Source organism: Mycolicibacterium brisbanense (assembly GCF_001570425.1).
GTDB lineage: Bacteria > Actinomycetota > Actinomycetes > Mycobacteriales > Mycobacteriaceae > Mycobacterium > Mycobacterium brisbanense.
In genome coordinates, this window is record NZ_BCSX01000054.1 from 102350 (window position 1) to 128703 (window position 26354).

Here is a 26354-nt window from a genome sequence, read left to right on the forward strand (position 1 = left end):
ACCGCGCTGGCGCTGTATCGCGCCGATCTCCGGGGCGGTAGCCTTATTTGCGATGACTAAAGGCGCCGCACAGCACGGCATCGCCGATCAGCAGGGCATTTCCTACGCATCGGCCGGGGTGGACATCGAAGCCGGTGACCGCGCTGTGGAACTCTTCAAACCGCTCGCTGCCAAAGCAACTCGTCCCGAGGTCCGGGGTGGGCTGGGTGGCTTCGCCGGACTGTTCGCACTGCGCGGCGGTTACCGCGAGCCGGTCCTGGCCTCGTCGACCGACGGGGTGGGCACCAAACTGGCGGTGGCCCAGGCCATGGACAAGCACGACACCGTCGGACTCGACCTGGTCGCGATGGTGGTCGACGACCTCGTCGTGTGCGGGGCCGAGCCACTGTTCCTGCAGGACTACATCGCCGTCGGGCGCACCGTCCCCGAACGCGTCAGCGCCATCGTGTCCGGAATCGCCGACGGGTGTGTGCTGGCCGGCTGTGCGCTGCTCGGCGGTGAGACAGCCGAGCACCCGGGACTGATGGAGCCCGACCACTACGACATCTCCGCGACGGGCGTCGGCATCGTCGAGGCAGACGATGTGCTGGGCCCTGATCGGGTCAAGCCGGGTGACGTGATCATCGCCATGGCCGCCAGCGGGCTGCACTCCAACGGCTACTCACTGGCCCGCAAGGTGCTGCTGGAGATCGACCGGATGAACCTGGCCGGCCACGTCGAGGAGTTCGGCAGAACCCTCGGTGAGGAGCTGCTCGAGCCGACGCGCATCTACGCCAAGGACTGCCTGGCGCTGGCCGCCGAAACCCAGGTCCGCACGTTCTGCCACGTCACCGGCGGTGGCCTGGCCGGCAACCTGGAACGGGTCATCCCGCACGGCCTGACCGCGACACTAGATCGCGGCACGTGGACGCCCGCACCTGTGTTTCAGATGATCGCCCAGCGCGGCCGCATCGAACGGGCCGAGATGGAGAAGACGTTCAACATGGGCGTCGGCATGGTCGCCGTCGTCGCGCCGGAGGACACCGACCGTGCGCTGGCGATCCTGACTGCGCGGCACCTGAACTGCTGGACGCTGGGAACCGTCGAGAAGGGCGGGAAGGACAGTTTGCGCGCCCAACTCGTCGGTCAGCACCCGCGCTTCTAACCCGGGAGGGGTTCTCGGCGCGGATAGAGGAATCCGGCCCTGCGGCCAAGGTGCCGTGGGGCCGGAATGCCGGTCAGCTCAGCGCCGCCAGTCGTCCTCGTTAGCCCACTCGTCGGCGTCGTCGTTTGCATCCTCGGAATCGGGAGCACCCGACAGCTCACGTTGGAGCTGGGAGAAATCGGTCTGCGGTGAGCTGTACTTGAGCTCACGTGCAACCTTGGTCTGCTTTGCCTTAGCCCGGCCGCGGCCCATGGGGGGACCCCCTCGCGCAATAACGGAGCGGCCCATTTGCTAGGCGGCTCCGATCTGTGTGTCTTTATTGTCCTGCCAACACTTTACCGTGCCCGGCGGCGAAGTGCTGGCAGGCCCTGCCTCCGAGGGGGCGTGAGTGCCGTCATGTACCGCTGCGCAGCCGGTCCACGGCAGCCCGGCCGGCGCCCGCGCTGGTATCCGCGGCAGGCAGCGAGTCCGGGTCGATGACGGCCGCGACGGCGACCTCCCCGCCGGTGAGCAGCTCGGTCTCGACCGGAATACCGCGTTTGAGCAGCGCGAGCGCGATCGGGCCGTCGTCGACGTGCTCGACTACGGTGCCCAGCCGGCCCACCGTGCGGCCGCCAGCGGTCACGGGGTCACCGGGCGACGGGCGTTCGGAGGATCCGTCGAGCTGCAGCAGAACCAGCATCCGCGGTGGTTTGCCCAGGTTGTGCACGCGCGCGACGGTCTCCTGGCCCCGGTAGCAGCCCTTGTCCAGATGCACCGCGGACCCGATCCAGCCGACCTCGTGCGGGATGGTGCGTTCGTCGGTGTCGACTCCCAGACGCGGCCGACGCGCCGCCACGCGGTGCGCCTCGTAGGCCCAGACCCCGGCACGCCGCACCCCGGCCGCCTCCAGTCGCTGCTTCCACGCGTCGACCTGGTCGCGGGGCACCACGAGATCGAGTTCGAGCGTGTCGGCCGGCATGCGCCGGACGAATCCACCGTCGGCGAGCGGGACCGCCGACAGCTCGGCGGGCAGGGCATCGAGGCCCAGCGCGGTGAGCACTGCCGAGTCGGCCAGCGCCGGGCCCAGCAGAGAGAGCACCGCGAGTTCGGCCGGCTCGATCTGCACGTCGGCCCAGAACACCATCTTGCGCAGATAGCTCAGCAGTGGTTCGGCCCGCCACGACTCGGTGTCGAGGTAGGTGGTGCCGCCGAGCTCGGTCTGAATCCAGTGATCCTCGACGCGGCCCTGCAGGTCCAAGCTGAGGTTCTCCGTCACAGCGCCGTCGGGCAGCGCGCTCACGTGCTGCGTCGAGATGCTGTGCAGCCAGCTCTGGCGGTCTTTCCCGGTGAGGGTGAGCGCTGCGCGGTGGGACCGGTCGACCACGACGGCGCCCCGGGCCGCGGCCCGCTGCTCACCGAGGGGATCGCCGTAATGCCACACCGCACCGGCGTCAGGGCTGCTGTCGGGTGCGGGAACGGCTGTCGGTACTTCTGACATGGTCCAACTCTACGGCGCTAGGGTGAGGCCCCATGGCGAGTCAACCAGCCGTGGTGGTCACCCTCGACGGGCAACTCCACGATCCGACGGCACCTCTCCTGCACGCCGACGATCTGGCTGCGGTGCGCGGCGATGGGGTCTTCGAGACCCTGCTGATCCGCGACGGCAGACCGTGCCTGCTGGAGTCGCACCTGGCGCGGCTGAGCCAGTCCGCCCGGATGCTCGATCTGCCCGAGCCCGATCTGCCGGCCTGGCGCAGCGCGGTGGGCATCGCTGCGCAACGCTGGGCGGCCGAACACCCATCCGGTCAGGCCGGCGACGGCGTGTTGCGCCTGGTGTACAGCCGGGGTCGCGAAAGCGGCGGGCCGCCGACGGCGTTCGCGACCGTCGGCGAGCTGGCCGACCGGGTCGCCGGTGCCCGCCGGGACGGGGTCGCGGCGATCACGCTGGACCGGGGACTGCCGCTCGGGGCCGCCGACATGCCCTGGTTGGTCGCAGGCGCCAAGACGCTGTCCTATGCGGTCAACATGGCCGCGTTGCGGCATGCCGCGCGTGCCGGCGCGGGTGACGTGATCTTCGTCAGTTCCGACGGGTACCTGTTGGAGGGGCCGCGGTCCACCGTCGTCATCGCGACCCCGGACGAATCCGGGGCGCCGCTGCTGCTCACGCCGCCGCCGTGGTATCCGATCCTGCGCGGGACGACGCAGCAGGCGCTCTTCGAGGTCGCTCGCAACAAGGGTTACGACTGCGACTACCGCCAACTTACACCGGCGGATCTTGTTGCCGCGCAAGGTGTTTGGCTGGTATCGAGCATCACGCTCGCCGCGCGGGTGCACACCCTGGACGGGCATCGCCTGCCCGACGCCCCGCTGCACGACGAACTGGCAGGTTTGGTCGACGCCGCCATCGTCAGCGATCGCTGAGAGTAAATCGCTTGTCGCGGTGCGGATACGGGGGTACGGTCGCTCGTACACAGGGAAGGAGGTGGTCCGAAAAATTGATTGATTTATGGACATGTGAGGTGGCTGCCCGCTAGCAGCGCGGGGTGAATTGCCTGCGCGCGCTGGCGAATTCCCCGCAGCCACCCGGCCCCCGAGCCCCTCGGTCAGTCCAACCCTGGAACCAAGGCTCGGGGGCCGCTCCATATCCGGGGCGGACTGCTCGTTACCGCGGAGGCGGTGCCGGCGCCAATGAGGCGCACGCCTGCAACGCGTTGTTCCAGGCGTCCTGGTCTACTCCCGGGGGCGGCGGCGGTGTGGCACCGTCACCGTGGTGCCCCGGTGGCGGCCCGGCAGGCGGCGCTCCCTCGGGAGGCGTCGCGCCGTCGGGCGGCGGGCCGTCAGGATGCCCCGGCGGCCGCTGGCCGAACCCGCCAGGTGGGGCGGGCATGCCGTGTTCCTGCATGCACTGGCCGTAGGCGTCGGGTGCCGCCGATTCCGGCGCCGCTGACGTGGCGGCCGATGATGCGGCCGACGAACTGGTCTGCCCGCTGTGCGGTTGGTTCGACGAACAGGCGGCTACGCCACCGATCACCGCGGTGGCCGCCACCCCGGTCAACACCGTTTTCAAGATCGACTGTCTCATGGCGGTGACGCTATGCGGCCGTGCTAAGTGCGGGTTATCGGAAAGCTATGTGCCTGCTGTGTGGCCGGTTAGCGCGGCCCGGGAGCCAGATCCGAGCATGCTGTCATGGCCTTCTGCCAGGTGCCCGGGTCGACCCCTTGAGGCGGTCCTGCGACCGGGCCCGGCGCTGCGGGCACACCGTGCTCGGTGAGGCAGTGCGCGAATGAACCGTGTTCGGGGGGCGTCGACGTCGGTGCCGGTTGTGGCGAACTGTCGGTCGAGCAGGATGCGAGGGTTGCCGCGGCGGCCAGCGCGGCCACCGCATATCCGAGGCGGTGCACTAGCCGACGAACCTGCTCAGCCGGGCTGACAGATGCGGAACCAGGCCGCCGTCGGCGTCGACACGCTCCTCCACATACGCCAGGTCGCCGCCCTCGATGATGCCGTAGAGCCGTTTGGCGCCGCCCACCAGCACGCCGGAGCGGCTGCGGGCCAGCGCATCGGTGGCCAGCTCCCACGACGACTGGTTGAGGGGCTGGCCGTAGAACAACTCGACGTAGCCGGCGGAATGGGCGAGGAGTAGTTCGATGGCCTGCGCCTCGGACGGATCCGACGGATCGTCGACGAAGCGCCAGTAGCCGGTTTCCCGCAGGGCGGGGGAGTCGTAGTCTCCGGCCTCGTTGAGTCGCCAGGACCGAGCTTCCCAGTTCAGGTAGTCAGAGCCGTCGTGGGACACCACGATCTGTTGGCCGAACCGGTAGTCGCCGTCCGCGTCGCGGCCCTCGCCCTCGCCGCGCCAGACTCCCACGAGCGGCAACAACGCCAGCAGGGCGTCGTTGAGGCCCACTCCGTCGCGCAGATTCGCGGTATCGGCGGGCAGCGGCAGGTCCTGGAAGGCCGGGATGTTGCGTACCGCCGTGGCCTTGGCCCGTTCGGCAGCCGCGGCGACCGCGCGGTCACCGGAGCCCGGTACGACCGGCTCAGGACCGTCGGCTGAAACGTCCTGCTCGGACGTCACGACTCGTCGGTGACGAGCCGGTAAAGGGTGTACAGCGCGAACCACGTGATGACCACGACGGCCGCGACAAGCATGATCTCGAAGAAGAGCACCACGGCGACGAGTCTAGTTCCTCGGCACAGGCCTCGCGGCCCCGGGTGGTGTGCCGGAGGTCACCCGCCGAACGTGAGCTTATGTGCGATATGCGGGCGAAACCTCGCACACAAGCTCACGTTCGAGCGAAGACCTCAGGCGACCTTGACGTCGACCTCGTGGATGCCCGCACCGGTCGGGGCGACGCTGGCGTCACCGTTGCCGGCGGGCGACAGCGCGCGCAGCGTCCAGGTGCCCGGCGCCGCGAAGAAGCGGAAGTCACCGGTCGCTGACGCCACCACCTCGGCGGTGAACTCATCGGAGGAGTCGAGCAGGCGCACGAACGCCCCACCGACCGCCTGGCCGGAGCCGTCGACCACGCGGCCCGTGATCACGGTTTCCTTCTCCAGGTCGACGCCGGCCGGCAACGTCTGTCCTTGCTTGGGTGCAGAGCACATATCAACTTCCCAACTCGATCGGGGCGCCCACCAGGGAGCCGTATTCCGTCCAACTGCCGTCGTAGTTCTTGACGTTCTTGTGTCCCAACAGTTCCTGCAGCACGAACCAGGTGTGCGACGAGCGCTCACCGATCCGGCAGTAGGCGATGGTTTCCTTCTCGCCGTCCAGGCCTGCCGCGGCGTACAGCGCGGCGAGTTCCTCGTCGGACTTGAAGGTGCCGTCCTCGTTGGCCGCCTTGCTCCACGGAACGTTGATGGCTCCGGGGATGTGTCCGGGCCGCTGGCTCTGCTCCTGCGGCAGGTGCGCGGGGGCCAGGATCTTGCCGGAGAACTCGTCGGGCGAACGCACGTCGACCAGGTTCTTGACGTTGATCGCGGCGATCACATCGTCGCGGAAGGCGCGGATGCTGTGATCCTGCGGCTTGGCCGAGTACGACGTGGCCGGGCGGCTGACCGCGTCCTTGACGAGCGGACGTCCGTCGAGCTGCCAGCGCTTGCGGCCGCCGTCGAGCAGCTTGACGTCGTTGTGGCCGTACAGCTTGAAGTACCAGTAGGCGTAGGCCGCGAACCAGTTGTTGTTGCCGCCGTAGAGAACCACGGTGTCGTCGTTGCTGATGCCCTTGTCACTCAACAGCTTCGAGAACTGCTGCTGGTCGACGAAGTCACGCTTGACGGCGTCCTGCAGGTCGTCGCGCCAGTCCAGCTTGACGGCGCCGGGGATGTGACCCTCGTCGTCATAAGCGCTTGTGTTCTCGTCGACCTCGACGAATACCACGCCAGGAGTATCGAGATTGTTCCCGGCCCATTCGGTGGAGACCAGGACGTCGGAGCGTGCCATAGACGAGATCCTTTCGGTTGCTTGATATTTGGTGATGTCAGGCGGGGCTTGGCGTGCGACGGAAACGGGCCACCAGCGGGTAGAGCTGGCAGCCCAGGCAGATGCCGAACGCGGCATTGAGGAACGCTGCCACCAAGGCCAGCGCGGTGGCTGCCAAGCCCAGCGCGGGGACCCCGAGCGCGAAGCCGACGGTACCCACGACGGCGAACGCAAAGCCGACCAGTTGGGCGAATTTCAGCGGAGCAACCGGTTCACGTTCGGTAACCGGACCAAGGCGCGGCGCCACGAGCGTGGCGAACACCCGGCCGTACGGATGTCTGCGGGGACCGCCGACGGCACCGATGGCGAACACCACCGCCTGCAGACCGAGCAGCACGGCCGCCGCGACGTTGCTGACCCCGGAGATCAGCAGGATGAGAATCAGGGCACCGGTGGTGACCCAGGCGGCGAATCGGGGGCCGCGCACGTCGACCTGACCGGTGGTCTCGAGGTGAGGACCTGACATGTGAAAAGCTCCTGTTGTTGTTGGAAGGCTGGGAGGTGAGCAGGCCGGAGGACAAGACTCCGAGCGGGCACGTCAAGACGCGCGGGAGCGCTCAGCAGCAGCAACAACAACAGCAGCAGCCCGCAACGCGGCACAGATCGACTGCGCGGCGCTTGGTGAGCACAAGCTCAATGCGGGCGGACACGAGCGACAGCTTACCCAATGACCGCTGACTCAGGCCAACAGCGGTTCGAGCGCTGCGCGCAGGTCAGCAGCCTTCGGCACCCCGCTGGTGCGGTACCGCTGATGCCCTTCGGCGTCGAAGATGAACGTCGTCGGCAGCGACAGAACCGAAAGACGCCGGGCCGCCGCCGGATTCGCGTCCATGTCGATCTCCACGTGCGCCACCGCGGGCAAGTCGGCGCACACCTGGTCGACCACGCGGCGTACCCCTGCGCACGGCCCGCACCATTCTGCGCTGAAGTGCAGGATGGTCGGTCCCGTGCTGGACAGCCCGAGGTCGGAGGTGTCCAGCTGCGTGGCAGCCTCGTCGGCGCTGCGCAGCATCCCGGCGCGCCGGGTCACCAGCCGGCCGATCACGTACGCGACGCCCAGCGCGGCGATCACCACCGCGATCACGGTGATCATGGAAGTGCTCATGTCTGTCTGAACTCGCTGAGCTCGACGGTTACTCCCTCGGCGATGCCCTCGATGATGATGTCCGAGCCCCGGGCACCCTCACTGGTCGGCGCGATGCCGAAGGGCAGCCTCTGCCCGGTGATGGTGCTGCTGAACTCTGCGAGCACCGCGGCGGTCTTGTCCTCGGGAACCGGCTGGTCGGCGGTGCCTGCGCCGGTGAGCACGCCGGTGGCGGTCATTACCAGCGTGCTGTGGTCTTCGCCGGTGATGGACAGATCCACGGTGACGCTGACGCGCTTGTCGATGCCCGCGGCGCGCGGGGTGCCGGTGAAGACCAGGCCCTGGTTGCTGGATATGCCCGATTCGGTGGTTCCGCCGGTGGGGTCGTTGGTCTCCCGGGACGGGGCCTCGACCAGCAGGTCGTCGATCCCCATGAACCGTCCGACGTGGGTGGAGTCGATGATGATGCGGCTCTCCAGCTTGCCGATGTGCATGGGCGCGTTCGGCCGGATGAGCCACGAAGCCTCGGTCAGGTTGATGTGGTGCATGGTGGCTTCCAGCGACGCCTTGCCGACCACGGGGTGGTCCACACCGATCGCCCGCAGCTCCACCTCGTTGTACTGGTGCCGGCGGGCCTGGGTGATGAACGGGAATCCGAGGATCGCGGCGGTGGGGTCCCAGTTCAGGGCCGCGACCGTGCGCAGCGTCCGGGCCAGCCGGTATTCGGCGTAGATGGCGGCGCCGAAGTCGACGCCGACGGCCGCCACGACGAGTGCGAGCACGGTCGCGACGAAGCCGATCACCAGTTTCCGCACCGGCACATTGTTGCCCACGTCCGAGCGGACGCTTCTCGCGGCGCGGCCGAACCGCAGGTAAGGCGTTATCGTTAGAAGACAAATGGCCGGTAACGGCCACGTGTCAGCCATGAATCCGGGTAAACACCTCCGACATCGGCGTCTGGGGGGGTTTCCAATGTGATTCCCGGTGCGCCGGAGGACCTGTTGGATCTGCTGCTACTCACCCTCGACCCGCATCCAGAGTCTGTCCTGCCCTCCCTGTCGTTGCTGGCACATAGCGTGCGGACAGCGCCGACCGAGGTGTCGTCCCTGTTGGAGGCGGGCAACGCCGACGTGGCGATCGTCGATGCGCGGGTGGATCTGGCCGCCGCTCGTGGCTTGTGTCGGTTGTTGGGCACGACCGGGACATCGGTGCCGGTGGTCGCGGTGCTCAACGAAGGCGGACTCGTCGCCGTCACCCACGAATGGGGACTGGACGAGATTCTGTTGCCGGGCACCGGCCCCGCCGAGATCGACGCGCGGCTGCGGCTGCTGGTGGGGCGCCGCGGCGGCGCGGCCAGCCAGGAGAACGTCGGCAAGATCTCGCTCGGTGAGCTCGTCATCGACGAGGGCACCTACACCGCGCGGCTGCGCGGCCGTCCGCTCGACCTCACGTACAAGGAGTTCGAGCTGCTGAAGTACCTGGCACAGCACGCCGGCCGGGTGTTCACGCGTGCCCAGCTGCTGCAGGAGGTGTGGGGATACGACTTCTTCGGCGGCACCCGCACCGTCGACGTGCATGTGCGTCGCCTGCGCGCCAAGCTGGGGCCGGAGTACGAATCGCTGATCGGCACGGTGCGCAACGTGGGCTACAAGGCGGTCCGCCCGTCCCGTGGCCGCGGCCCGGCCGTGGGACACCCGGCCGACGACAGTGACGATGATGACGACGACTACTCGCCTCCGGTCGCCAACGGCCCGCTGGCCGATCGGCTGCCCAGCCAGTGACCGAGACCAGCTGGCGCACGTCGTTGTCCGACGGCGACCAACAGCAGATCCGTGCGCTCATCTCAGCGGCGACCGAGCACGACGGGATCGCGCCGGTCGGTGACCAGGTTCTGCGCGAGCTCGGCCGGGACCGGACCAGGCACCTCGTGGCCACCGACGGCGACCACGTGATCGGCTACCTCAACCTCGCCCCGGCCGACGGGGACGACCCGGCGATGGCCGAGCTGGTGGTGCACCCGCATGCCAGGCGGCACGGGACGGGGTCGGAGCTGGCTCGCGCGGGACTCGCCGCGGGCGGGCCCGGCGCCAGGATCTGGGCGCACGGCAACCTCGAGCCTGCCCAGGGGCTCGCGTCGAAGCTGGGGCTCGTCATCGTCCGGGAACTGCTGCAGATGCGTCGTCCGCTGGCCGATCTGCCTCCGCAGCGGGACGCAGAAGGTGTGACGATCAGGACGTATCAGGGGCCGCAGGACGACGCCGAATTGCTGCGGGTCAACAACGCGGCCTTTTCCTGGCACCCCGAGCAGGGTGGCTGGACCGAGCGCGAGATCGCCGAACGACGCGACGAGCCGTGGTTCGACCCGGAGGGTCTGTTCCTGGCGTTCGGGGCCCGCACGCGAGGAGGACCGGAATCACCCCGCACGCGAGGAGGACCGGACTCATCCCAACGGCTGCTGGGTTTCCACTGGACGAAGATCCACGCCGGTGGCCTGCCGGACGGCTCCGGTCTCGGCGAGGTGTATGTGGTGGGCGTCGATCCGTCGGCGCAGGGCCGCGGACTGGGTTCGGTGTTGACGTTGACGGGGCTGCACCACCTCGCAACGGCGCTGTCAGGGACTTCACAGCCTGTGGTCATGCTTTACGTCGAGGCTAATAACTCGGCGGCGGTGAACACTTACCGAAAACTCGGTTTCGAGGTGGCTGTTGTCGATGCGGCCTATGGGGCCTCGCAACGCGACTAGCAGTGAACACGCCGAACCTGTTCACCATCCGTTCATATTCCATCACCGCACCGTCCACTGCGGCCGCATACGTTGCCGGGGAGTCTGACGCCGTCAAACGAAAGTGGGATAAGTGAAGCTCAACAGCATTGGTAAGAGGGTCGGCACTCCGCTGGGAGTGTTCTTGTCCGCGACGGCCGTCGCCGCGCTGACGCTGACCGCGTGCGGCAGCGACAACAACAGCGGCACCAAGTCGTCCTCGGCTGCCTCGGGCAGCGCTTCGGCGTCCGCAGAGTGCGGTGGCAAGAATGCGCTGACCGCCGAAGGCTCGACGGCCCAGCAGAACGCCATCGCGCTGTTCAACCAGGCTTGGGGGCAGGCGTGCCCGGGCAAGAACCTGTCGTACAACCCGACCGGTTCGGGCGCGGGGCGTGAGCAGTTCATCGCCAAGCAGGTTGACTTCGCGGGCTCCGATTCGGCGCTGAGCGGCGATCAGGTCAAGGCCGCCGCCGACCGCTGCGGCGGAAACCCGGCGTGGAACCTGCCGCTGGTGTTCGGTCCGGTCGCGCTGGCCTACAACCTCGAGGGCGTCGACAAGCTCGTCGTCAACGGTGACGTGCTGGCCAAGATCTTCCAGGGCCAGATCAAGAAGTGGAACGACCCGGCCATCGCGGCGCTCAACGCGGGCACCAACCTGCCGGATGCCGACATCAAGCCGATCTACCGTTCGGACTCCTCGGGCACCACCGACAACTTCCAGAAGTACCTGGCCGCCGCCGCACCGCAGGCGTGGACCAAGGGTGCGGGCAGCGAGTTCCAGGGCGGCGCCGGCGAGGGCGCGCAGAAGTCCTCGGGCGTGGTGCAGGCCGTGCAGAACACCCCCGGTGCCATCGGCTACGTGGAGAAGGGCTTCGCCGACAAGGCCAAGCTGAACGCCGCGCAGATCGACAGCGGCGCGGGCGCGGTCGCGCTGACCAACGACTCGGCGGCCAAGGCGATCGACGCCGCCAAGTTCGCCGCCGAGGGCAACGACCTCAAGCTCGACCTGAATTCGCTCTACGGCTCGAAGGAAGCCGGGGTGTACCCGCTGGTGCTGGCGACCTACAACATCGTCTGCTCCAAGGGCTACGACGCCGACACCTCCGCAGCGGTCAAGTCGTTCCTGACAGTGGCCGCCAACCAGGGCCAGTCGGGCCTCGGCGACGCCGGCTACGTTCCGCTTCCGGACGCGTTCAAGCAGCGCCTGCTTACTTCGGTCAACGCGATCGCCTAGTTCGCGACCGCAATTATTCTGGTGAGGATGGTTTTTCGATCGCATGACCGACAGGGGCCCAGACGGGACAACCGTGACAACACCTGATCCTGCCGACTCGGGGTCGGGCGAGGCCATAGCCGCGCCCACCCCGGCGCCGGAACCCATCTCCACCGATCCGTCGCGCGGGGCGGCGAAAGTACGGCTGGGCGACCGCATTTTCCGCGGCCTGGCCGAAGGCTCGGGCATCCTGATCGTCGCGCTCATCGCGGCGATCGGGGTGTTCCTGCTCTGGCGGGCCATCCCGGCGCTGGCCCGCAACCAAGAGAACTTCTTTCTGTACGGCGGTAACTGGGTCACCACCAACACGTCGGCGATGCACTTCGGCATCCTCGACCTGCTGCAGGTGACCGTGTTCGTGTCGGTGTTCTCCCTCGTGCTGGCGATGCCCGTCGCGCTGGGCATCGCGATCTTCCTGACCCAGTACGCCCCCAAGCGGCTGTCCAGCCCGCTGGCGTACATGGTCGACCTGCTCGCCGCGGTGCCGTCGATCGTCTATGGCGTGTGGGGTCTGTACGTCCTGGCGCCGGTACTCAGGCCACTGGCGGTGTGGCTCAACCACAACCTGGGCTGGCTGTTCCTGTTCAAGACAGGCAATGTGTCGCTGGCCGGCGGCGGCACCATTTTCACTGCGGGCATCGTGCTGGCGGTGATGATCCTGCCGATCATCACCGCGGTGACGCGTGAAGTGTTCGTCCAGACTCCCCGCGGGCAGATCGAGGCCGCATTGGCCCTCGGCGCGACCCGCTGGGAGGTGGTACGCACCACCGTGCTGCCGTTCGGGATGTCGGGTTACATCAGCGGTGCGATGCTCGGCCTGGGGCGCGCGCTCGGCGAAACCATCGCCCTGCTGATCATCCTGCGCGGCACCCAGACGGCGTTCGGCTGGTCGCTGTTCGACGGTGGCTACACCTTCGCCAGCAAGATCGCCGCCACCGCAAGCGAATTCAACGACCAGTACAAGGCGGGCGCCTACATTGCGGCCGGGTTGGTGCTGTTCATCCTCACGTTCGTGGTCAACTCACTGGCCCGCGCCGTCGTCGCCGGAAAGGGCCGCTCATGAGCGCTCCGACACTCGACCAGCCCGTCAAGGCGCCGACGTTCCAGGGCGTCAGCGCTCGTCGCAAGCTGACCAACCACCTTGCCACCGGGCTTGTTTCGCTGTCCATGCTGATCGCGCTCGTGCCGCTGCTGTGGGTGCTGTGGTCGGCGATCGCCAAGGGGTGGAGCGCGCTGACCTCCCCGGTGTGGTTCACCAATTCTCAGTCGGGCATGACGGCGTTCGCCCCGGGCGGCGGCGTGTACCACGCGCTCATCGGCACGCTGTTGCAGGGCGTCGTGTGTTCGGTCATCTCGATCCCGATCGGCGTCATGGTCGCGGTGTACCTCGTCGAATACGGCGGCGGCACCCGGCTGGGCAAGCTCACCACCTTCATGGTCGACATCCTCACCGGTGTGCCCTCGATCGTGGCGGCGCTGTTCATCTACGCCCTGTGGGTCGCCACCCTCGGCTTCGGCCGGTCCGGCTTCGCGGTGTCACTGTCCTTGGTGCTGTTGATGATTCCGGTCATCGTGCGTGCCACCGAGGAGATGCTGCGGATCGTCCCGATGGATCTGCGTGAGGCCAGTTACGCGCTGGGCGTGCCGAAGTGGAAGACCATCCTGCGCATCGTGATCCCGACGGCGCGCGGCATTCTATAGCCGACTGAACTGTTGTGATTGACTGATCGGGTCCATTGAGAATGGAGCCGATCATGAGTGATGCGCGATGGCAGGTTCATCGATACAGATTTGATCTGCCAGTCGGTGACTTGTCGTTGGTGCTGGCGGATAGATCAGAGTCGCTGTCGGAGTTGATCAAAGCCCTCGGGGGTCGTGATGGACAACGGTTCTTGTTGGGTCCGAATGGATTTCCAGATACTCGGGTGAACGACTTCCTCGGTTCAGCTCGGATGCGGAATCTGGCGGAAACAAGCAACCGCGACTATGCCGGCTGTTTGGCATTGTGGCTGAACTTCCTGGAAACCCGCGGGCAGGAGTGGTTTACAGCCTCTGTCGACGATGTCGAGGAGTTTCAGTTCTGGCGTCTGACAGACCCGACCAATCCGGAAAGAGTTGGTACGTCGACTTTTTCCAAGGACATCGCCGCCTGTAAGAAGTTCTATCGATGGGCCTCGTCCCGCTACCCGGAGGTGGCCGATATTTTCGCCGAAGTGGGTTCACCCCGGGCGAAGCGCACAGCGGGCGTCAAGTGGCTAGATCCCGCCGCGATCGCGAGGTGGCGCGACGTGGGCCTGCGTGGTCGAACCCTGGACGGCGGACCAGACAAATCGTGGCGAGGACGAAATGAACAGCGAGACAGCGCGTTTGTGGATGGTCTGTATGGGACAGGACTGCGGCTGACCGAGTGGGGCTCGGTGGTGTTGCCGGAGTTGCCGACGCTGGAGCTGGGAAGGTCGTTCTATACGTGCCGGTTGGCCGACAAATGCGCCAAGGGTGGGTACGGACATCCCTATTGGATGCCCGTTGATGTGTTGCGCGCGGTCCGTGCCTACATAGAAGGCCCTCGTGCGCGTGCTGTTCGTGACGCGCAGGCCGAGCATCGGTATGACGCCGTCGCAGCGCGCCAGATCGCACAACCGGCTAAACGTGGGGGCCACGTGATCCTCATTGCGGACGACGGCCAGGAGGTTCAGCGACCATGGAACCTCATTGATCCAGAACAGCGGCGAAGACTGTTCATGCGCACCGGTAGCGATCTGGAACCCTTGGCCCTGTGGCTAAATGAGGATGGGCTGCCCCGAGATCCCCATGGATGGCACCACACGTTTGATAACGCCAATCGGCGGATCGCCGCGCTTGGGTTGCCCAACTTCAGGTGCACACCGCATATGCACCGGCACTCATTTGCTCTGAAATGGTTCTCGATCGGCAAGCTGGTGTACGCAGCCCGGCTGAGCTCCCTCGAGGAGGACGGCACAAACGACTTCCGTACCCAATTCGGAGACACCTGGCATTTCGTTCAAACCATGCTCGGCCACGCCCGCGTCGAGACGACGAAAAACGTCTACTTGGAACCTTTCCGGAATCTTGACGTCGAGATTCTGCTGGCCCACGCCGACGGCTTTCCGGTGAAGGAGTTCCTCAGCCAGGCATTCCGCCTGCACCCCAATGTCGCCAGCGACCCGGTTGGAACCAGCTGGTGAGCCGCCGCGGTCGACGCGCAGCGCTACCCACCCAAGGACTGACATCCCATGGACTGCAGCCAGACCGACTGACGGTGAGGTGCTTTGACCATGATGGTGCCACCGTTCAGGATTTCGATTTCTCCCGGATGCCTGTGGCCCTCGATCTGCAAAAGGGATTGGCGATGACGTTTGCGAAACGGACAGCTCCTGGTGGCGCGGTGACCAGGATGGAAGGTTTCAGGTACTCTTTCCGCGCCGTTCGACTCTTCGCTGATTACCTCAGCGGACTGGCGGCCCCGCCCACAACGATGGCAGAGCTCGTCGATGACCACATTGACGGTTTCCGCGATCATCGCCGCGCCACAACAACGTCGGCACATCGCGAAGTGTCTGAGCTAAAAGTAGTGCTCCGCAATAGCAATGAACTAACTGCCATGATGGTGGCCAAAGTTTGCCAAATCACTCTGAGAAAATCGAACGCGAGTAAGAAGGCAAGTTACAGTCGCGACGAGTTCACTCAGATCGCTCGCGTTGCGCGATCAGATCTGCGCGCCGCGGCGACCAGAATCCGCAAGAACCGCGAGCTGTTGCGGCAGTACCGCGCAGGAAAGATGGCTGGCCGTGACCGGCGTTTGGAACTGCTGGAGTTCGTCGAAGAGCACACCGACGTACCCCGCTATACGCGCCCAGCTCACAAAGGGACGTACGCACCCAAGACTTGGGTACGGGACTCGGGGTTCGGCTCGGTCGCCGAGGTAGTGGGTTGGCTGCATCTGACGTGTACCGAACTCGCTGCTGCGGCAATTCTTATGGGGATCATGACCGGTCAGAATCGCAGTGTCATCCTCAACCTCACAACAGCGCATCACCGAACCGACGGACACGTCGATGGGCGGAAGTCCATCGCGATCCTCGATACTTACAAGCCCCGGCGAGGAGCCCGGGCCTACATGAATCTGGCCTTGGCCGAGATCCCGGACTGGATCACGCTTCCCTCGACGTCGTCATCTCCGACAGCCCGCGACGAATTGCACACACCGTTCGGTCTATATGCGCTGTTGCTTGACTTGACGTCTCACTCGCGTCAAATAACTGATACGGACCGCCTTCTGGTTGGCTACCACGCAAATGGGACTACCCGCGGCATTCGGGCGCTTGCCAGCAACGAGCCCTTCCGTATGTGGTCGGCGCGTCACAAGATCCAGCCTGATGCCTCGGCGGCCAACGCCCGCGGATACCTGTCGGTGACGTTGGACCTGATACGGCTCACTTATGTCTCATTGCACCAGAAACCCGTTGCTCACACCGAAACCACCCTGGTCAAGGACTATCTCAGCAGGGACCGCGGCAACCTCGGCCAGTATCGACAAGTCGTCGCGGCCGCACTGGCTGAAGAAGTCGACAAAGCGCGCAGTCGCAGCGTCATGGAGACCCTCAGTCGCGACGAGATCGCTCAATCCGACGCTTGCGCGCTCGCCGCAAAGCACGGTATTGAGCCGACCGTCGTCAAGCGCATGCTTGCGGGTGAACTGGACACAGTGATGAACTCCTGTATCGACAATGACAACAGCCCATTTGGGGCTCCGGGGCAACCATGCCGCGCGTCGTTCATGAAATGCCTGGAATGCCCGTGCGCGAGAGCGTTGCCCCACCATCTACCCGTGCAAGCTCTCGTCTTTGAGCGCCTTCAAGCCCGCAAGGCAGACATGACTCCACTGGCTTGGGCGCAACGATTCGCACGTGCTCACACCCAACTCGCCGACCTGCTCAGCCGGCATGACGCCGCTGCTGTCGCGCAGGCGCGCGCGGACGCGACTCCGCAGCAACACGCGATGGTGGACCGATTCATCAATCGGGAAATGGACATTCGGTGACCGCGCCCTGGCGTTCGGTCGAATGGGCAAGCCCGATTCCCGACGACGTCCAGTGGCCCGACGATCAAACGTTGGTCCTGACCAACCGCGAACTCGTCCCTGGGACGGACGTCGCTGCGCTGAGTCGCTTCGGTGACGACCACTGGAGCTTGACCGCTGCAGTCTTCGAAGAGCACGTTTACACGCTCACACTGAACTTCAGCTCAATACCTGAGCGGCTACGCCTCGCCTCCAAACACTATTTCTGGCAGTTGATCAACCACTCCACGCCCACCCCGTTTCACGAGAAGGCGGCGAGCAAGGCAGCGATCGCTACCGTGGTCAGTGCCTGGGCCAGCTTCAAGGCCTTCATGACGTGGTTGAACCAGCAACACATCTGGGCTTTCGGTGAGGTTGATGACAACGTCCTCGACCGCTACCTGGCATACCTCGTGGACGTGGAAGCCACACTCGACACCAAGCATCGGCGGGCCCTTGAGATACGGCGGCTATGGAGTTACCGATTGATCCTGCCCGAATCAATGAGGCTTCCCCTCGCGCCGCCGTGGAACGGCGATCCACTGCACGAAATCTTGGGAAAGTCGCAGTCGCGCAGGGAAAACCGGACACCGCGCATCGCAGAAGTCACCATGCAGCCGCTGCTGCACTGGGCACTGCGATTCGTCGAGGATTTCTCCGTCGACATCATCGCAGCGCATGACGAACACCTGCGTCTCAAAAGACTCTCCCCACAAGCGCGCCGCGCCGACAACGGCGGCCGCCTCGGGCGCACCCCGAGCCATGACCTGGAAGACAAGGTGCAGGCCTATGTGGCACGACTGCATGAAACCGGCGGGGCCCTACCCGGCAAGGTCGACGCCACGGGCAGGGTGCAGCTCGACATGCAGCATCTCGAGAGGCAGCTGGAGATGGTGTTCAACCAGAAAACACTGCGCTACCCCGCGGGCCAGTTGATTGCGCGATCAGGCCTACCGATTGCTGACGCACCCTATCTGGACACCCCGATCACCGCCCGCCTCGACGGACGTCCTTGGCGGCACCGTCCCATCGCCTACGAGGAGGCGCGGACATTGGCCAACCATCTCAGCGCTGCCGCGATGATCGTCATCGCTTACCTCTCAGGTGCGCGAGCCGGCGAAGTCCTCAATCTGCGGCGGGGATGCATCGAACGCGACGAAGCAGCCGACATGTGGCTGATGTCGGGACTGGTGTTCAAGAACGTCGTCGACGACGACGGAAACAAACTCCCCGAGGGACAACAACGCCGCGATCCGTGGGTGGTGGTCAAGCCGGTCGCCGACGCGGTCGCTGTTATGGAGCGCCTCCACGCCCACCCCCTGCTGTTCCCGTCCAGAATCCAGCCCTACAAGGAAGCAACAAACTTCGCCCGCATCGGTCAGGCTCGGACCAGCACGCGAGCCGTCGGCACCATTTCCGACTTCATCGACTGGGTCAACGACTACTGCACGCAGAACGACCGCCCGGGCATCCCTCTTGACCCTCAGCAGATCACGCTCTCACGGTTTCGGCGAACACTGGCCTGGTTCATTCGGCGTCGGCCCCGCGGCCTGGTCGCCGGAGCAATGCAGTACGGGCACGTGCACACACGACTGATCCAGGGATACGCCGGTGACTACAGCTCGGGCTTTCCCGACGAGTACGCCTACGAAGACTTCCTCGCGCGTCTGGAAGAGATGGCCATCGACCAACAAGCACTCGAAGACGGCGAACGCGTCTCTGGGCCCGCTGCAGACGAATACCGCCAGCGAGTCCGTGCCGCCGAACGCACCTTCGCCGGTCATGTACTCACCAGCCCCCGACAAGCGCGCGATCTGCTCGGCAACACGCTGCTGCAGATCTATCACGGCGACGGAATGACGTGCGTGTTCAAGGCGCAGGAGGCTGCGTGTCAGCTGCGCGGGAGCATGGACGATCCGATGCTCACCCCCGACATCGACGACTGCCGTCCCACATGCCGTTGCATCGCACACACCGACCGTGACATCGAAGCCATCCAACAACACCGCAACCAGCTCCACGAGATCGTCAGCGATCCGCTGGCCCCTCCGATAAGACACCAACGAGAGCAACGCGAACTGCAACGTCTCGACAAAATCCTGGAGCGACACCAATGACAACCGATGCCGCCCACAACGACCCTATCCGCGACCAGATCCTCGCCGCGATGGACCGGCTGCTCGCCGGTCAGCCGCTACGGTCCACCGGCCGACTGTCGGTGTCACAGCTCGCCGTGGAAGCCGACCTCCCGCGCTGGCATCTCACCCACCAACATGTCGACCTCAAAGAGCTCTTCCAGGCCAAGGTGCGCAACGCCGACGGTGCCCCGGCCGCATTCGCGCGCCGCCTCAGCGAGTATCAAAAGCTCAAGGAAGACCACGCCAAACTCCTCGCACACTGTGCAGAGCTAGAGCAGAGACTGCAGCTGTACGCCACAGTGATCAATGTTCTGACGCTCGAACGAGAAAGTGCTCAAAGCCAAAAGCCCGTCACCAACATCTCGACGCGCAGGCGACCCCGCTCGCAAGCTACATCCCGCCACCGCGGAAACGATGACGGCACCAGATAACCGCCGTGCTGGGCGCAGTCGGATGTGTCTGCGCCAGGATCGTGCCCTAGGCGTGAGGCCACCCTGCCGACAATCCGAAAACTGTTGATGCCGGGATAGTCTCGTGCGCGGTCACGACCACTTCACCGGTGTCGGGGTCAGCAGCGTGCGCCTCGAACGGGAGATCATCTTGTAGGGGGCGCTGTGCCCATGGGTTGCGCCACAGCCTCGGCAGCCCAGCCGCAACGCGTGAATGACTGACGCTTTCACCGAACAACACGGCCGAGACGACACTTCCGCGCGGCGGCGGCCCGGGGTGCCAATAGCCGTCTGTACCTTGAACCAGCTGGGTGGTGTCCCTGCCCGATTGCACGACGGCGGACCCAAACAGGGCACGGTTGACTTCGTTGAGCCGGGCGAACATCGACCAGTTGAGAATCGCGACGATCAGCGGCGCATCGACCGCCCGGCACTGTTTAGCCTTGCCCTTCAAGATGTCTCGAATCTCGCCAACGCTTTGCACCGCAAAGGCGCCATTCGCCGGGCCGAAGCCGATGCGGCCAACGTCATTGCCCCGCCTGTCGGGGTGCACGGGTATAGCAGTGAGCCTTACCCGCGAATCAGCGAAGTCGAAGTTCTTTGATGGGTAGTGTGATTCGCCTGCCCGGCTGGCCGCCGACACGGAGTCATAGTCCAGCGTTGCCAGCCAACCCTCGATGTGGCGTGTGACCTGGCTCTGTTTCGGCCGCAGTTTCCCGAAGTGCTCGAACCGAACCCCGACGACGAAGTCAGGGTTCTTGGCGGCGTCGATGCAGTCCTTGACCCAGGATTCGCTGTCTGTTGACTGCCGGCTCCCGTCCTCAAACAGCACCACACATTCGATGTACACCCGGGAACCGTCCTTGGTGAGCAGCAGGTCGGGGTGGCGGGTGGTGCCGGGAATCTCGGGGTGAACCGTCGGCGCATATCCGAGCCGGCGAAACAACGTGTAGATGTACAGCTCCCACCAGGCCGGAGCGTGCTGCCGGATGCTGACATCACGAAATCTGGCGCGCAGATCTCCGTCGGGGTCGGGGTAGTCGGCATACCACTGTTCGATCACGTCACGTACCTGCGCCCACATCGGGTCACTGGCCCGGTTCAGGAACGCGAAATGAGGTTCGGTGTAGAGCGCGGGACCGTCGTGATGCGGACCGTCATCAAAAAGGGGCTCGGGAGCCATCGCCGTCAGCGCCGAGGAAGCCAGCCGTGTTGGAGGCCGCAGCGTGCACAGTCGACCTCAACGATCCACGTCGACGGCTCATCGCCGCCATGAGACCAGATCGGATTGGCTGTGGCCACGCGGGCCGACTGGTTGCACTCACTGCACATCGCCTGCGCTGGAGGTGTCGCCATAGCCATCTACGGTAACCACGGCCACCGACTAACGCCGCTATGGAACCGCAGCCCTCAAGGCACCCGGCCGGGCCGTGCCCTCGAAGTTGGGCGACTGTTCACTTGCCAGACGGTATCGATAACTGTCAATATTGATGTATGTCGAATCAGTTTGATCAGTCGTCCGAGGTGCTGTGTTGCCCTCCCGGGGCGCTGCTGCGTGAACCGATCTCTGCGGTTGCCGCCGCGGACATGGCGGTCAAGCTCAAGGCGCTGGCCGACCCGGTCCGGCTGCAGCTGTTCTCGGCGATCGCCAGCCGCGCCGGCGGTGAGGCCTGCGTCTGCGACATCTCGGCCGGAGTCGAGGTCTCCCAACCCACGGTGAGCCATCACCTCAAAGTGCTACGCGACGCGGGTCTGCTGACCTCCGAGCGCCGCGCGTCCTGGGTGTACTACACAGTGGTGCCCGAAGCGTTGGCCAGCCTGTCGGTGCTGCTCGGCGCCACCGTCGAGACGGTGGGGGTGCTGGCATGACCGAGACCACCACTTCGTCGTCGGCAACACCGGTTGTCGGCAAGCTGTCCACCCTCGACCGGTTCCTGCCGTTGTGGATCGGTGCCGCCATGGTCGCCGGCCTGCTGCTGGGGCGCTGGATCCCGGGGTTGAACACCGCGCTGGAAAAAGTCCAGATCGACGGGATTTCACTGCCGATTGCGCTGGGCCTGCTGATCATGATGTATCCGGTGCTGGCCAAGGTGCGCTATGACCGCCTCGACACCGTCACCGGCGACCGCAAACTGCTGCTGTCCTCGCTGCTGTTGAACTGGGTGTTCGGCCCGGCCTTGATGTTCGCGTTGGCCTGGCTGATGCTGCCTGACCTGCCCGAGTACCGCACCGGGTTGATCATCGTCGGGCTCGCGCGGTGTATCGCCATGGTCATCATCTGGAACGACCTGGCCTGCGGTGACCGTGAGGCCGCCGCGGTGCTGGTCGCGCTGAACTCGGTGTTCCAGGTCGTCATGTTCGCGGTGCTGGGCTGGTTCTACCTGTCGGTGCTGCCGGGCTGGCTCGGCCTGGAACAAACCACCATCGACACCTCGCCATGGCAGATCGCGAAATCGGTGCTGATCTTCCTGGGCATCCCACTGGTGGCCGGGTATCTCTCGCGTCGCCTCGGGGAGAAAGCCAAGGGCCGTGACTGGTACGAGTCGAAGTTCCTGCCACGGATCGGGCCGTGGGCGCTCTACGGCCTGTTGTTCACCATCGTGATCCTGTTCGCGCTGCAAGGGGAGCAGATCACCAACCGGCCGTGGGACGTCGCCCGCATCGCGCTGCCCCTGCTGGCGTACTTCGCGATCATGTGGGGTGGGGGCTACCTGCTCGGCTCGGTGCTCGGATTGGGTTATGAGCGCACCACCACGCTGGCGTTCACCGCTGCCGGCAACAACTTTGAGCTCGCCATCGCTGTGGCCATCGCGACCTACGGCGCCACCTCCGGCCAAGCCCTGGCTGGCGTGGTCGGCCCGCTCATCGAGGTGCCCGTCCTGGTTGCCCTGGTCTATGTCTCGCTGGCGTTGCGCGGTCGATTCGGCGGCGGCAGTGGCACTGCCGCGGGCCCGGCACCGATCACCGCCCAGGAGCGCTGACCCATGAGCGAAACGGTCAAGCCGGCAGTGCTGTTCGTGTGCGTCAAGAACGGCGGCAAGTCACAAATGGCGGCCGGATTGATGCGCCAGGTCGCAGGCGAGGATGTCGACGTGTATTCGGCCGGCACCAAGCCCGGCGACACCATCAACGCGTTGTCAGCCGAAGCGCTCGGCGAGGTCGGTGTCGACATCACTGGCGAGACACCCAAACTGATCGATCCCGACCTCGTCAAAACCGTCGATCTCGTGGTCACTTTGGGGCGCGAAGCCAAAGTCGATCCGGTGCCGGGAACGCGTTTCGAGAACTGGGACACCGACGAACCTTCCGAACGCGGCATCGAGGGCATCGAGCGGATGCGGTTGGTCCGCGACGATATCGCCTCGCGGGTAACCGATCTCGTGTCTCGGTTGAAGAGCCCGAGCTTGCTCTAGAAGCGCACGTGCAGCGCGGCCGCGGCCGCCCAGCTACACCGCACCCAACGGCGGGTGTCGTCTGCAGTACTCGTCCACCGAGCACATCCCGTCCCCCAGGAGCGATGAGCCATGCCCCAACACATTGTTGCCGTCGGCGGCAGCGACGCCGGAATCTCAGCGGCACTGCGGATCCGCGAACTCGACCCCACCGCCGAGGTCACAGTGGTGGTCGCCGACGCCTATCCCAACTTCTCCATCTGCGGCATCCCCTATTACGTGTCCGGCGAGGTCGCCCATTGGACTCATCTCGCCCACCGCACCGCAGAAGACCTTGCAGCCACCGGAATGCGGGTCGTCACCGACACCACCGCCACCAAGATCAACGTCACCGAGCACACCCTGGATGTCCTCGATCCCACCGGCAACCCCCAGCAACTCGGCTATGACGCCCTGATCGTGGGCACTGGAGCTGTATCGGTACATCCACCCATCGCCGGCCTCACCGGTCCACACGCCCTCGGGCCTGCCGACGGGGTCCACCTGCTGCATTCCATGGGCGACACCTTCGCCGTGATGGACTCCCTGCAGCAGCGGGATCCGAAAACCGCGATCATCATCGGTGCCGGCTACATCGGCCTGGAAATGGCCGAAGCCCTGACCTTGCGCGGCATCGCCGTCACCCAGGTCGAGGCCTTGCCCGAAGTGCTGCCTACCGTCGACCCTGAGCTTGGCGCCCTGGTCCATACCGAACTGCAGCGCCACGGTGTGGAGGTCCTCACCGCGACCACCGTCAACGCCATCTCCAACACCGACACTGGGGCATTGACGGTAAACGCTGCACGCGACGGGGAAACCATCACCCGCACGGTCGATTTCGTGCTGGTCGTGGTCGGCGTGCGACCCGATACCGAGCTCGCGGCCGACGCCGGCGCCGAGCTCGGGGTCAAAGGCGCGATCGTCGTCGACGACGCGATGCGCACCAACCTGCCCGACATCTACGCCGCCGGTGACTGCGTACACACCCACCACCGGCTGCTCGGCTCAACGTGGCTACCGCTGGGCACCACCGCCCACAAGCAGGGCCGTGTCGCCGGGGAGAACGCCATCGGTGGTGACGCGCGGTTCGCCGGCAGCCTCGGCACCCAAGTCGTCAAGGTGTTTGACCTCGTCGCAGCCCGCACCGGGCTGCGCGAGCACGAAGCCATCGCGGCACAGCGCGGCTGGGCGCCGGTCACCACCGCATCGGCCCCCGATGATCACAAGGCCTACTACCCGGGCGCCACCCCGATCCATACCCGTATCACTGGCGACCAATCCAGCGGGCTGCTGCTCGGCGCTCAGCTTGTCGGGCATCGTGGCGCCGAAATCGCCAAACGCGTCGACACCTACGCCACTGCCCTCTACCACCACATGACTATCCCGGAGTTCAGCAGCCTCGACCTGTCCTACACTCCGCCGCTGGGATCACCTTGGGACGCAACACAAATAGCCACCCAAACGTGGAGCCGTGACCATCAGCGTGGACTGCGGCCCTTGCCAGGATGATGGGTCATCGCTGCGGCTCTCGGTTCAGGTCGAACCGACCTTTTCGGCATAAGTCGATATCCGGGGTTAGGGTGAAACCCATGCCCAAGTCGTTGCCGGTAATCGATCTGACCGAACCGATCTGCTGCGCACCCGTCTCGGCGGCACCCCTCGACGACGACGCGGCGCTGCAGATCGCTTTGCGGCTCAAAGCATTAGCCGATCCGGTGCGGATCAAACTGATGTCGATTCTGTTGACCGACGTGCAGGGCCAGGTGTGCACATGCGATCTGGCCACCGCGGTCGGGCTCGCCGAATCGACTACCAGCCACCACCTCGGCCAGCTGCGTAAAGCGGGGATGGTCACCGCGCAGCGGCGAGGAATGAATGTGTTCTACGAAGCGAACACGAAATCGTTGGATGCGTTGAGGTCAACGCTAACGACCTGCTGCTAGGGCCCTGGCAGCCACCACCTTTCGTCCCTTGACCTGAACAGGAATGCCCATGCCAACCACCCCCAGCGTGCTGTTCGTCTGCGTCCACAACGCCGGCCGATCCCAGATGGCCGCCGGTTTCCTCGCAGCGATGGCCGGAGACCGCATCGAGGTCCGCTCCGCAGGCTCTGCCCCCGCCGACCAGGTCAACCCCGCCGCGGTGGAGGCAATGGCCGAGGTCGGCATCGACATTTCCGCACAGAGCCCAAAGATCCTCACCGTGGACGCCGTGCAGGCCTCCGACGTCGTGATCTCCATGGGCTGCGGCGATGCCTGCCCGGTCTTTCCCGGCAAGAGCTACCGCGACTGGGTGTTGGAAGACCCCGCCGGTCAGGGGCTGGACTCAGTTCGCCTGATCCGCGACGAGATCAAGTCCCATGTCGAGGCATTGATCGCCGAACTGACCTCGAAGCACAGCGCCCCCTGATCCCAATGGCAACGGGTGTGGATGTCGTTGTGGTCGGCGGCGGGCAGGCAGGGCTGGCCGCTGGGTACTACCTGCGCCGCGCCGGCCACCACTTCGTGATCCTCGACGACCAACCCGCACCCGGAGGCGCATGGCCCCACACCTGGCCATCACTGCGGCTGTTTTCCCCGGCCCAATACGCCTCGTTGCCCGGGTGGCCGATGCCGCCGTGGAAGAACGGGTTTCCGCCGGCAAGCCATGTCGTGGACTACCTCACCGCCTACGAGGCCCGCTATGACCTGCCCATCGAGCGACCGGTGCGGGTGAGCGCGATACGCCGCGACGGCGCCGAACTGCGGGTCGAAGCGGAGACGCGCACCTGGCGGGCACGCCGAGTCATCAGCGCCACCGGAACCTGGCAACAGCCGTTCTGGCCCGTGTACCCCGGCATGCGGACCTTCAAGGGACGACAACTACACACCGTCGACTACCGCACGCCGGCGGAGTTCGCGGGCGCCGATGTCGTCGTGGTCGGGGGTGGCAATTCCGCGGCCCAGCTGGTCGCTGAGATCTCCCCGGTGGCCTCCAGCACGATGTGGGCCACGCTGCGACCACCGAGATTCCTGCCCGACGGTGTGGACGGCCGAGCCCTGTTCGAGGCCGCGTCCCGTCGGGCAATCGCGCTGGCCGCGGGCAAGCCCGATCCCGGTGGGGTCGCCGCACTCGGTGACATCGTGATGGTCCCCGAAGTCCTGGCCGCACGCGATCGCGGCGATCTCACACCGGTGTCCATGTTCGACCGCCTGACACCTGACGGTGTGGCCTGGGGTGAGCGAGTCCACCACGCTGATGTGGTGTTGTGGGCGACAGGATTTCGCCCGGCCCTGTCCCACCTTCGGCCGCTACGGCTGCGCGGCCAGGACGGTACCGTGCCGACCGCGGGCACTCGCGCCCTGGCAGAACCGCGCTTGCACTTGCTCGGCTATGGCGATTGGACCGGACCGGGATCGGCAACAATCCTCGGTGTCGGCCGCACCGCCAAGTCTGCGGTTGCCGAACTCGACCTCGACGACTGACATTCAAGCCCAGCCCGGCGATTGAGCTGCACTGACCGCTCGGAGATCAGAAGGCTTGGCCG

At 65.7% G+C, this 26354-nt stretch carries 30 protein-coding genes and 1 pseudogene; 18 read left to right on the forward strand and 13 right to left on the reverse strand.

Annotation, left to right across the window (positions count from 1 at the left end; translation table 11 throughout):
• The first annotated feature begins 52 nt into the window (after positions 1 to 52).
• The gene (gene purM, locus RMCB_RS32150; protein WP_029369856.1) at positions 53 to 1144 is read left to right on the forward strand and encodes a phosphoribosylformylglycinamidine cyclo-ligase; all 1092 of its coding nucleotides are present in this window, start codon (positions 53 to 55) and stop codon (positions 1142 to 1144) included.
• 78 nt (positions 1145 to 1222) lie between these two features.
• Here purM and RMCB_RS32155 read toward each other — a convergent pair whose 3' ends face one another.
• Together RMCB_RS32155 and ygfZ are read right to left on the reverse strand one after the other, a co-directional pair.
• Positions 1223 to 1396: a DUF3073 domain-containing protein gene (locus tag RMCB_RS32155; RefSeq protein WP_072278584.1), complete on the reverse strand. Its 174-nt coding sequence runs from the start codon at positions 1394 to 1396 to the stop codon at positions 1223 to 1225.
• Between the two features lie 142 nt (positions 1397 to 1538).
• A complete protein-coding gene (gene ygfZ / locus RMCB_RS32160; protein ID WP_062831982.1) occupies positions 1539 to 2624 on the reverse strand; it encodes a CAF17-like 4Fe-4S cluster assembly/insertion protein YgfZ in 1086 nt (361 codons plus the stop codon).
• 32 nt (positions 2625 to 2656) lie between these two features.
• On the opposite strand from ygfZ, the gene RMCB_RS32165 reads away from it, so the two are divergent.
• Positions 2657 to 3547, forward strand: coding sequence for an aminodeoxychorismate lyase (locus tag RMCB_RS32165; protein WP_062831983.1), 891 nt, complete (start codon positions 2657 to 2659; stop codon positions 3545 to 3547).
• A gap of 241 nt (positions 3548 to 3788) precedes the next feature.
• Here RMCB_RS32165 and RMCB_RS32170 read toward each other — a convergent pair whose 3' ends face one another.
• The 9 genes from RMCB_RS32170 to lmeA all read right to left on the reverse strand — a co-directional run bounded on the left by RMCB_RS32170 (position 3789) and on the right by lmeA (position 8529).
• Positions 3789 to 4208, reverse strand: a complete 420-nt coding sequence (locus tag RMCB_RS32170; protein ID WP_072278585.1) for a hypothetical protein — start codon at positions 4206 to 4208, stop codon at positions 3789 to 3791.
• A gap of 68 nt (positions 4209 to 4276) precedes the next feature.
• Positions 4277 to 4528 (reverse strand): hypothetical protein, encoded by a 252-nt coding sequence (locus tag RMCB_RS32175; RefSeq protein WP_062831984.1) that lies wholly within the window; start codon positions 4526 to 4528, stop codon positions 4277 to 4279.
• A complete protein-coding gene (locus RMCB_RS32180; RefSeq protein ID WP_062831985.1) occupies positions 4528 to 5205 on the reverse strand; it encodes a heme-binding beta-barrel domain-containing protein in 678 nt (225 codons plus the stop codon). Before RMCB_RS32180 ends, RMCB_RS32175 begins: the two co-directional genes overlap by 1 nt.
• 227 nt (positions 5206 to 5432) lie before the next feature.
• Positions 5433 to 5735: a DUF1416 domain-containing protein gene (locus tag RMCB_RS32185; RefSeq protein WP_029369850.1), complete on the reverse strand. Its 303-nt coding sequence runs from the start codon at positions 5733 to 5735 to the stop codon at positions 5433 to 5435.
• A 1-nt stretch (position 5736) separates the two neighbouring features.
• Positions 5737 to 6573, reverse strand: coding sequence for a sulfurtransferase (locus tag RMCB_RS32190; RefSeq protein WP_029369849.1), 837 nt, complete (start codon positions 6571 to 6573; stop codon positions 5737 to 5739).
• A 37-nt stretch (positions 6574 to 6610) separates the two neighbouring features.
• The gene (locus tag RMCB_RS32195) at positions 6611 to 7078 is read right to left on the reverse strand and encodes a DUF4395 domain-containing protein (protein ID WP_062831986.1); all 468 of its coding nucleotides are present in this window, start codon (positions 7076 to 7078) and stop codon (positions 6611 to 6613) included.
• Between the two features lie 91 nt (positions 7079 to 7169).
• The gene (locus RMCB_RS37025; protein WP_353651897.1) at positions 7170 to 7262 is read right to left on the reverse strand and encodes an Ms5788A family Cys-rich leader peptide; all 93 of its coding nucleotides are present in this window, start codon (positions 7260 to 7262) and stop codon (positions 7170 to 7172) included.
• A 29-nt stretch (positions 7263 to 7291) separates the two neighbouring features.
• Positions 7292 to 7717 carry a thioredoxin family protein gene (locus tag RMCB_RS32200; RefSeq protein ID WP_062831987.1) on the reverse strand — a complete coding sequence of 142 codons (426 nt, stop codon included), beginning with the start codon at positions 7715 to 7717 and terminating at the stop codon, positions 7292 to 7294.
• A complete protein-coding gene (gene lmeA, locus RMCB_RS32205) occupies positions 7714 to 8529 on the reverse strand; it encodes a mannan chain length control protein LmeA (protein WP_062831988.1) in 816 nt (271 codons plus the stop codon). Before lmeA ends, RMCB_RS32200 begins: the two co-directional genes overlap by 4 nt.
• 168 nt (positions 8530 to 8697) lie before the next feature.
• On the opposite strand from lmeA, the gene RMCB_RS32210 reads away from it, so the two are divergent.
• From RMCB_RS32210 to RMCB_RS32250, 9 genes and pseudogenes are all read left to right on the forward strand, one after another.
• Positions 8698 to 9477 (forward strand): winged helix-turn-helix transcriptional regulator, encoded by a 780-nt coding sequence (locus RMCB_RS32210; protein ID WP_029369845.1) that lies wholly within the window; start codon positions 8698 to 8700, stop codon positions 9475 to 9477.
• The gene (mshD, locus tag RMCB_RS32215) at positions 9474 to 10439 is read left to right on the forward strand and encodes a mycothiol synthase (protein WP_062831989.1); all 966 of its coding nucleotides are present in this window, start codon (positions 9474 to 9476) and stop codon (positions 10437 to 10439) included. Before RMCB_RS32210 ends, mshD begins: the two co-directional genes overlap by 4 nt.
• Before the next feature lie 112 nt (positions 10440 to 10551).
• Positions 10552 to 11691 carry a phosphate ABC transporter substrate-binding protein PstS gene (gene pstS / locus RMCB_RS32220; RefSeq protein WP_029369843.1) on the forward strand — a complete coding sequence of 380 codons (1140 nt, stop codon included), beginning with the start codon at positions 10552 to 10554 and terminating at the stop codon, positions 11689 to 11691.
• Positions 11692 to 11734: 43 nt separating this feature from the next.
• Positions 11735 to 12793 (forward strand): phosphate ABC transporter permease subunit PstC, encoded by a 1059-nt coding sequence (gene pstC, locus RMCB_RS32225; RefSeq protein WP_062831990.1) that lies wholly within the window; start codon positions 11735 to 11737, stop codon positions 12791 to 12793.
• Positions 12790 to 13416, forward strand: a pseudogene (pstA, locus tag RMCB_RS32230) (phosphate ABC transporter permease PstA); the annotation flags it as partial. The gene pstC and the pseudogene pstA, both read left to right, overlap by 4 nt.
• 68 nt (positions 13417 to 13484) lie before the next feature.
• Entirely contained in the window at positions 13485 to 14936 is a 1452-nt protein-coding gene (locus RMCB_RS32235) for a site-specific integrase (protein ID WP_227469652.1), read from the forward strand.
• Positions 14937 to 15064: 128 nt separating this feature from the next.
• Positions 15065 to 16792 carry a hypothetical protein gene (locus RMCB_RS32240; RefSeq protein ID WP_210742397.1) on the forward strand — a complete coding sequence of 576 codons (1728 nt, stop codon included), beginning with the start codon at positions 15065 to 15067 and terminating at the stop codon, positions 16790 to 16792.
• A complete protein-coding gene (locus tag RMCB_RS32245) occupies positions 16789 to 18927 on the forward strand; it encodes a hypothetical protein (protein WP_005086320.1) in 2139 nt (712 codons plus the stop codon). The genes RMCB_RS32240 and RMCB_RS32245 overlap by 4 nt, the downstream gene beginning before the upstream one ends.
• On the forward strand, positions 18924 to 19379 hold the full coding sequence (locus RMCB_RS32250; protein ID WP_005086319.1) for a hypothetical protein: 456 nt from the start codon (positions 18924 to 18926) through the stop codon (positions 19377 to 19379). The genes RMCB_RS32245 and RMCB_RS32250 overlap by 4 nt, the downstream gene beginning before the upstream one ends.
• A gap of 46 nt (positions 19380 to 19425) precedes the next feature.
• Here RMCB_RS32250 and RMCB_RS32255 read toward each other — a convergent pair whose 3' ends face one another.
• Positions 19426 to 20580, reverse strand: coding sequence for a hypothetical protein (locus RMCB_RS32255; RefSeq protein WP_005086318.1), 1155 nt, complete (start codon positions 20578 to 20580; stop codon positions 19426 to 19428).
• Positions 20581 to 20585: 5 nt separating this feature from the next.
• Positions 20586 to 20759, reverse strand: a complete 174-nt coding sequence (locus tag RMCB_RS37050; protein ID WP_419538749.1) for a DUF7160 family protein — start codon at positions 20757 to 20759, stop codon at positions 20586 to 20588.
• Positions 20760 to 20891: 132 nt separating this feature from the next.
• Between RMCB_RS37050 and RMCB_RS32260 the strand changes: the two genes are divergently transcribed.
• The 7 genes from RMCB_RS32260 to RMCB_RS32290 all read left to right on the forward strand — a co-directional run bounded on the left by RMCB_RS32260 (position 20892) and on the right by RMCB_RS32290 (position 26292).
• On the forward strand, positions 20892 to 21266 hold the full coding sequence (locus tag RMCB_RS32260; RefSeq protein ID WP_005086317.1) for an ArsR/SmtB family transcription factor: 375 nt from the start codon (positions 20892 to 20894) through the stop codon (positions 21264 to 21266).
• On the forward strand, positions 21263 to 22378 hold the full coding sequence (gene arsB / locus RMCB_RS32265) for an ACR3 family arsenite efflux transporter (RefSeq protein WP_005086316.1): 1116 nt from the start codon (positions 21263 to 21265) through the stop codon (positions 22376 to 22378). Before RMCB_RS32260 ends, arsB begins: the two co-directional genes overlap by 4 nt.
• A gap of 3 nt (positions 22379 to 22381) precedes the next feature.
• Entirely contained in the window at positions 22382 to 22810 is a 429-nt protein-coding gene (locus RMCB_RS32270) for an arsenate-mycothiol transferase ArsC (RefSeq protein WP_044520463.1), read from the forward strand.
• Positions 22811 to 22921: 111 nt separating this feature from the next.
• Entirely contained in the window at positions 22922 to 24337 is a 1416-nt protein-coding gene (locus RMCB_RS32275) for an FAD-dependent oxidoreductase (RefSeq protein ID WP_005086314.1), read from the forward strand.
• 80 nt (positions 24338 to 24417) lie between these two features.
• Positions 24418 to 24771: an Rv2640c family ArsR-like transcriptional regulator gene (locus tag RMCB_RS32280; RefSeq protein ID WP_005086313.1), complete on the forward strand. Its 354-nt coding sequence runs from the start codon at positions 24418 to 24420 to the stop codon at positions 24769 to 24771.
• 49 nt (positions 24772 to 24820) lie between these two features.
• Complete coding sequence (locus tag RMCB_RS32285) at positions 24821 to 25237, forward strand: arsenate reductase ArsC (RefSeq protein ID WP_005086311.1); 417 nt, start codon at positions 24821 to 24823, stop codon at positions 25235 to 25237.
• 5 nt (positions 25238 to 25242) lie between these two features.
• Complete coding sequence (locus tag RMCB_RS32290; protein ID WP_005086310.1) at positions 25243 to 26292, forward strand: ArsO family NAD(P)H-dependent flavin-containing monooxygenase; 1050 nt, start codon at positions 25243 to 25245, stop codon at positions 26290 to 26292.
• The last annotated feature ends 62 nt before the right edge of the window (positions 26293 to 26354 follow it).

What these genes read in the sequence shown, in the direction of transcription:
- purM (WP_029369856.1), top strand. Translation starts at nt 53, where the DNA reads ATGACTAAAGGCGCCGCACAGCACGGCATCGCCGATCAGCAGGGCATT.
- RMCB_RS32155 (WP_072278584.1), bottom strand. Translation starts at nt 1,396, where the DNA reads ATGGGCCGCGGCCGGGCTAAGGCAAAGCAGACCAAGGTTGCACGTGAG.
- ygfZ (WP_062831982.1), bottom strand. Translation starts at nt 2,624, where the DNA reads ATGTCAGAAGTACCGACAGCCGTTCCCGCACCCGACAGCAGCCCTGAC.
- RMCB_RS32165 (WP_062831983.1), top strand. Translation starts at nt 2,657, where the DNA reads ATGGCGAGTCAACCAGCCGTGGTGGTCACCCTCGACGGGCAACTCCAC.
- RMCB_RS32170 (WP_072278585.1), bottom strand. Translation starts at nt 4,208, where the DNA reads ATGAGACAGTCGATCTTGAAAACGGTGTTGACCGGGGTGGCGGCCACC.
- RMCB_RS32185 (WP_029369850.1), bottom strand. Translation starts at nt 5,735, where the DNA reads ATGTGCTCTGCACCCAAGCAAGGACAGACGTTGCCGGCCGGCGTCGAC.
- RMCB_RS32190 (WP_029369849.1), bottom strand. Translation starts at nt 6,573, where the DNA reads ATGGCACGCTCCGACGTCCTGGTCTCCACCGAATGGGCCGGGAACAAT.
- RMCB_RS32195 (WP_062831986.1), bottom strand. Translation starts at nt 7,078, where the DNA reads ATGTCAGGTCCTCACCTCGAGACCACCGGTCAGGTCGACGTGCGCGGC.
- RMCB_RS32200 (WP_062831987.1), bottom strand. Translation starts at nt 7,717, where the DNA reads ATGAGCACTTCCATGATCACCGTGATCGCGGTGGTGATCGCCGCGCTG.
- pstC (WP_062831990.1), top strand. Translation starts at nt 11,735, where the DNA reads ATGACCGACAGGGGCCCAGACGGGACAACCGTGACAACACCTGATCCT.
- RMCB_RS32235 (WP_227469652.1), top strand. Translation starts at nt 13,485, where the DNA reads ATGAGTGATGCGCGATGGCAGGTTCATCGATACAGATTTGATCTGCCA.
- RMCB_RS32240 (WP_210742397.1), top strand. Translation starts at nt 15,065, where the DNA reads ATGCCTGTGGCCCTCGATCTGCAAAAGGGATTGGCGATGACGTTTGCG.
- RMCB_RS32250 (WP_005086319.1), top strand. Translation starts at nt 18,924, where the DNA reads ATGACAACCGATGCCGCCCACAACGACCCTATCCGCGACCAGATCCTC.
- RMCB_RS32255 (WP_005086318.1), bottom strand. Translation starts at nt 20,580, where the DNA reads ATGGCTCCCGAGCCCCTTTTTGATGACGGTCCGCATCACGACGGTCCC.
- RMCB_RS37050 (WP_419538749.1), bottom strand. Translation starts at nt 20,759, where the DNA reads ATGGCTATGGCGACACCTCCAGCGCAGGCGATGTGCAGTGAGTGCAAC.
- RMCB_RS32260 (WP_005086317.1), top strand. Translation starts at nt 20,892, where the DNA reads ATGTCGAATCAGTTTGATCAGTCGTCCGAGGTGCTGTGTTGCCCTCCC.
- arsB (WP_005086316.1), top strand. Translation starts at nt 21,263, where the DNA reads ATGACCGAGACCACCACTTCGTCGTCGGCAACACCGGTTGTCGGCAAG.
- RMCB_RS32270 (WP_044520463.1), top strand. Translation starts at nt 22,382, where the DNA reads ATGAGCGAAACGGTCAAGCCGGCAGTGCTGTTCGTGTGCGTCAAGAAC.
- RMCB_RS32275 (WP_005086314.1), top strand. Translation starts at nt 22,922, where the DNA reads ATGCCCCAACACATTGTTGCCGTCGGCGGCAGCGACGCCGGAATCTCA.
- RMCB_RS32280 (WP_005086313.1), top strand. Translation starts at nt 24,418, where the DNA reads ATGCCCAAGTCGTTGCCGGTAATCGATCTGACCGAACCGATCTGCTGC.
- RMCB_RS32285 (WP_005086311.1), top strand. Translation starts at nt 24,821, where the DNA reads ATGCCAACCACCCCCAGCGTGCTGTTCGTCTGCGTCCACAACGCCGGC.
- RMCB_RS32290 (WP_005086310.1), top strand. Translation starts at nt 25,243, where the DNA reads ATGGCAACGGGTGTGGATGTCGTTGTGGTCGGCGGCGGGCAGGCAGGG.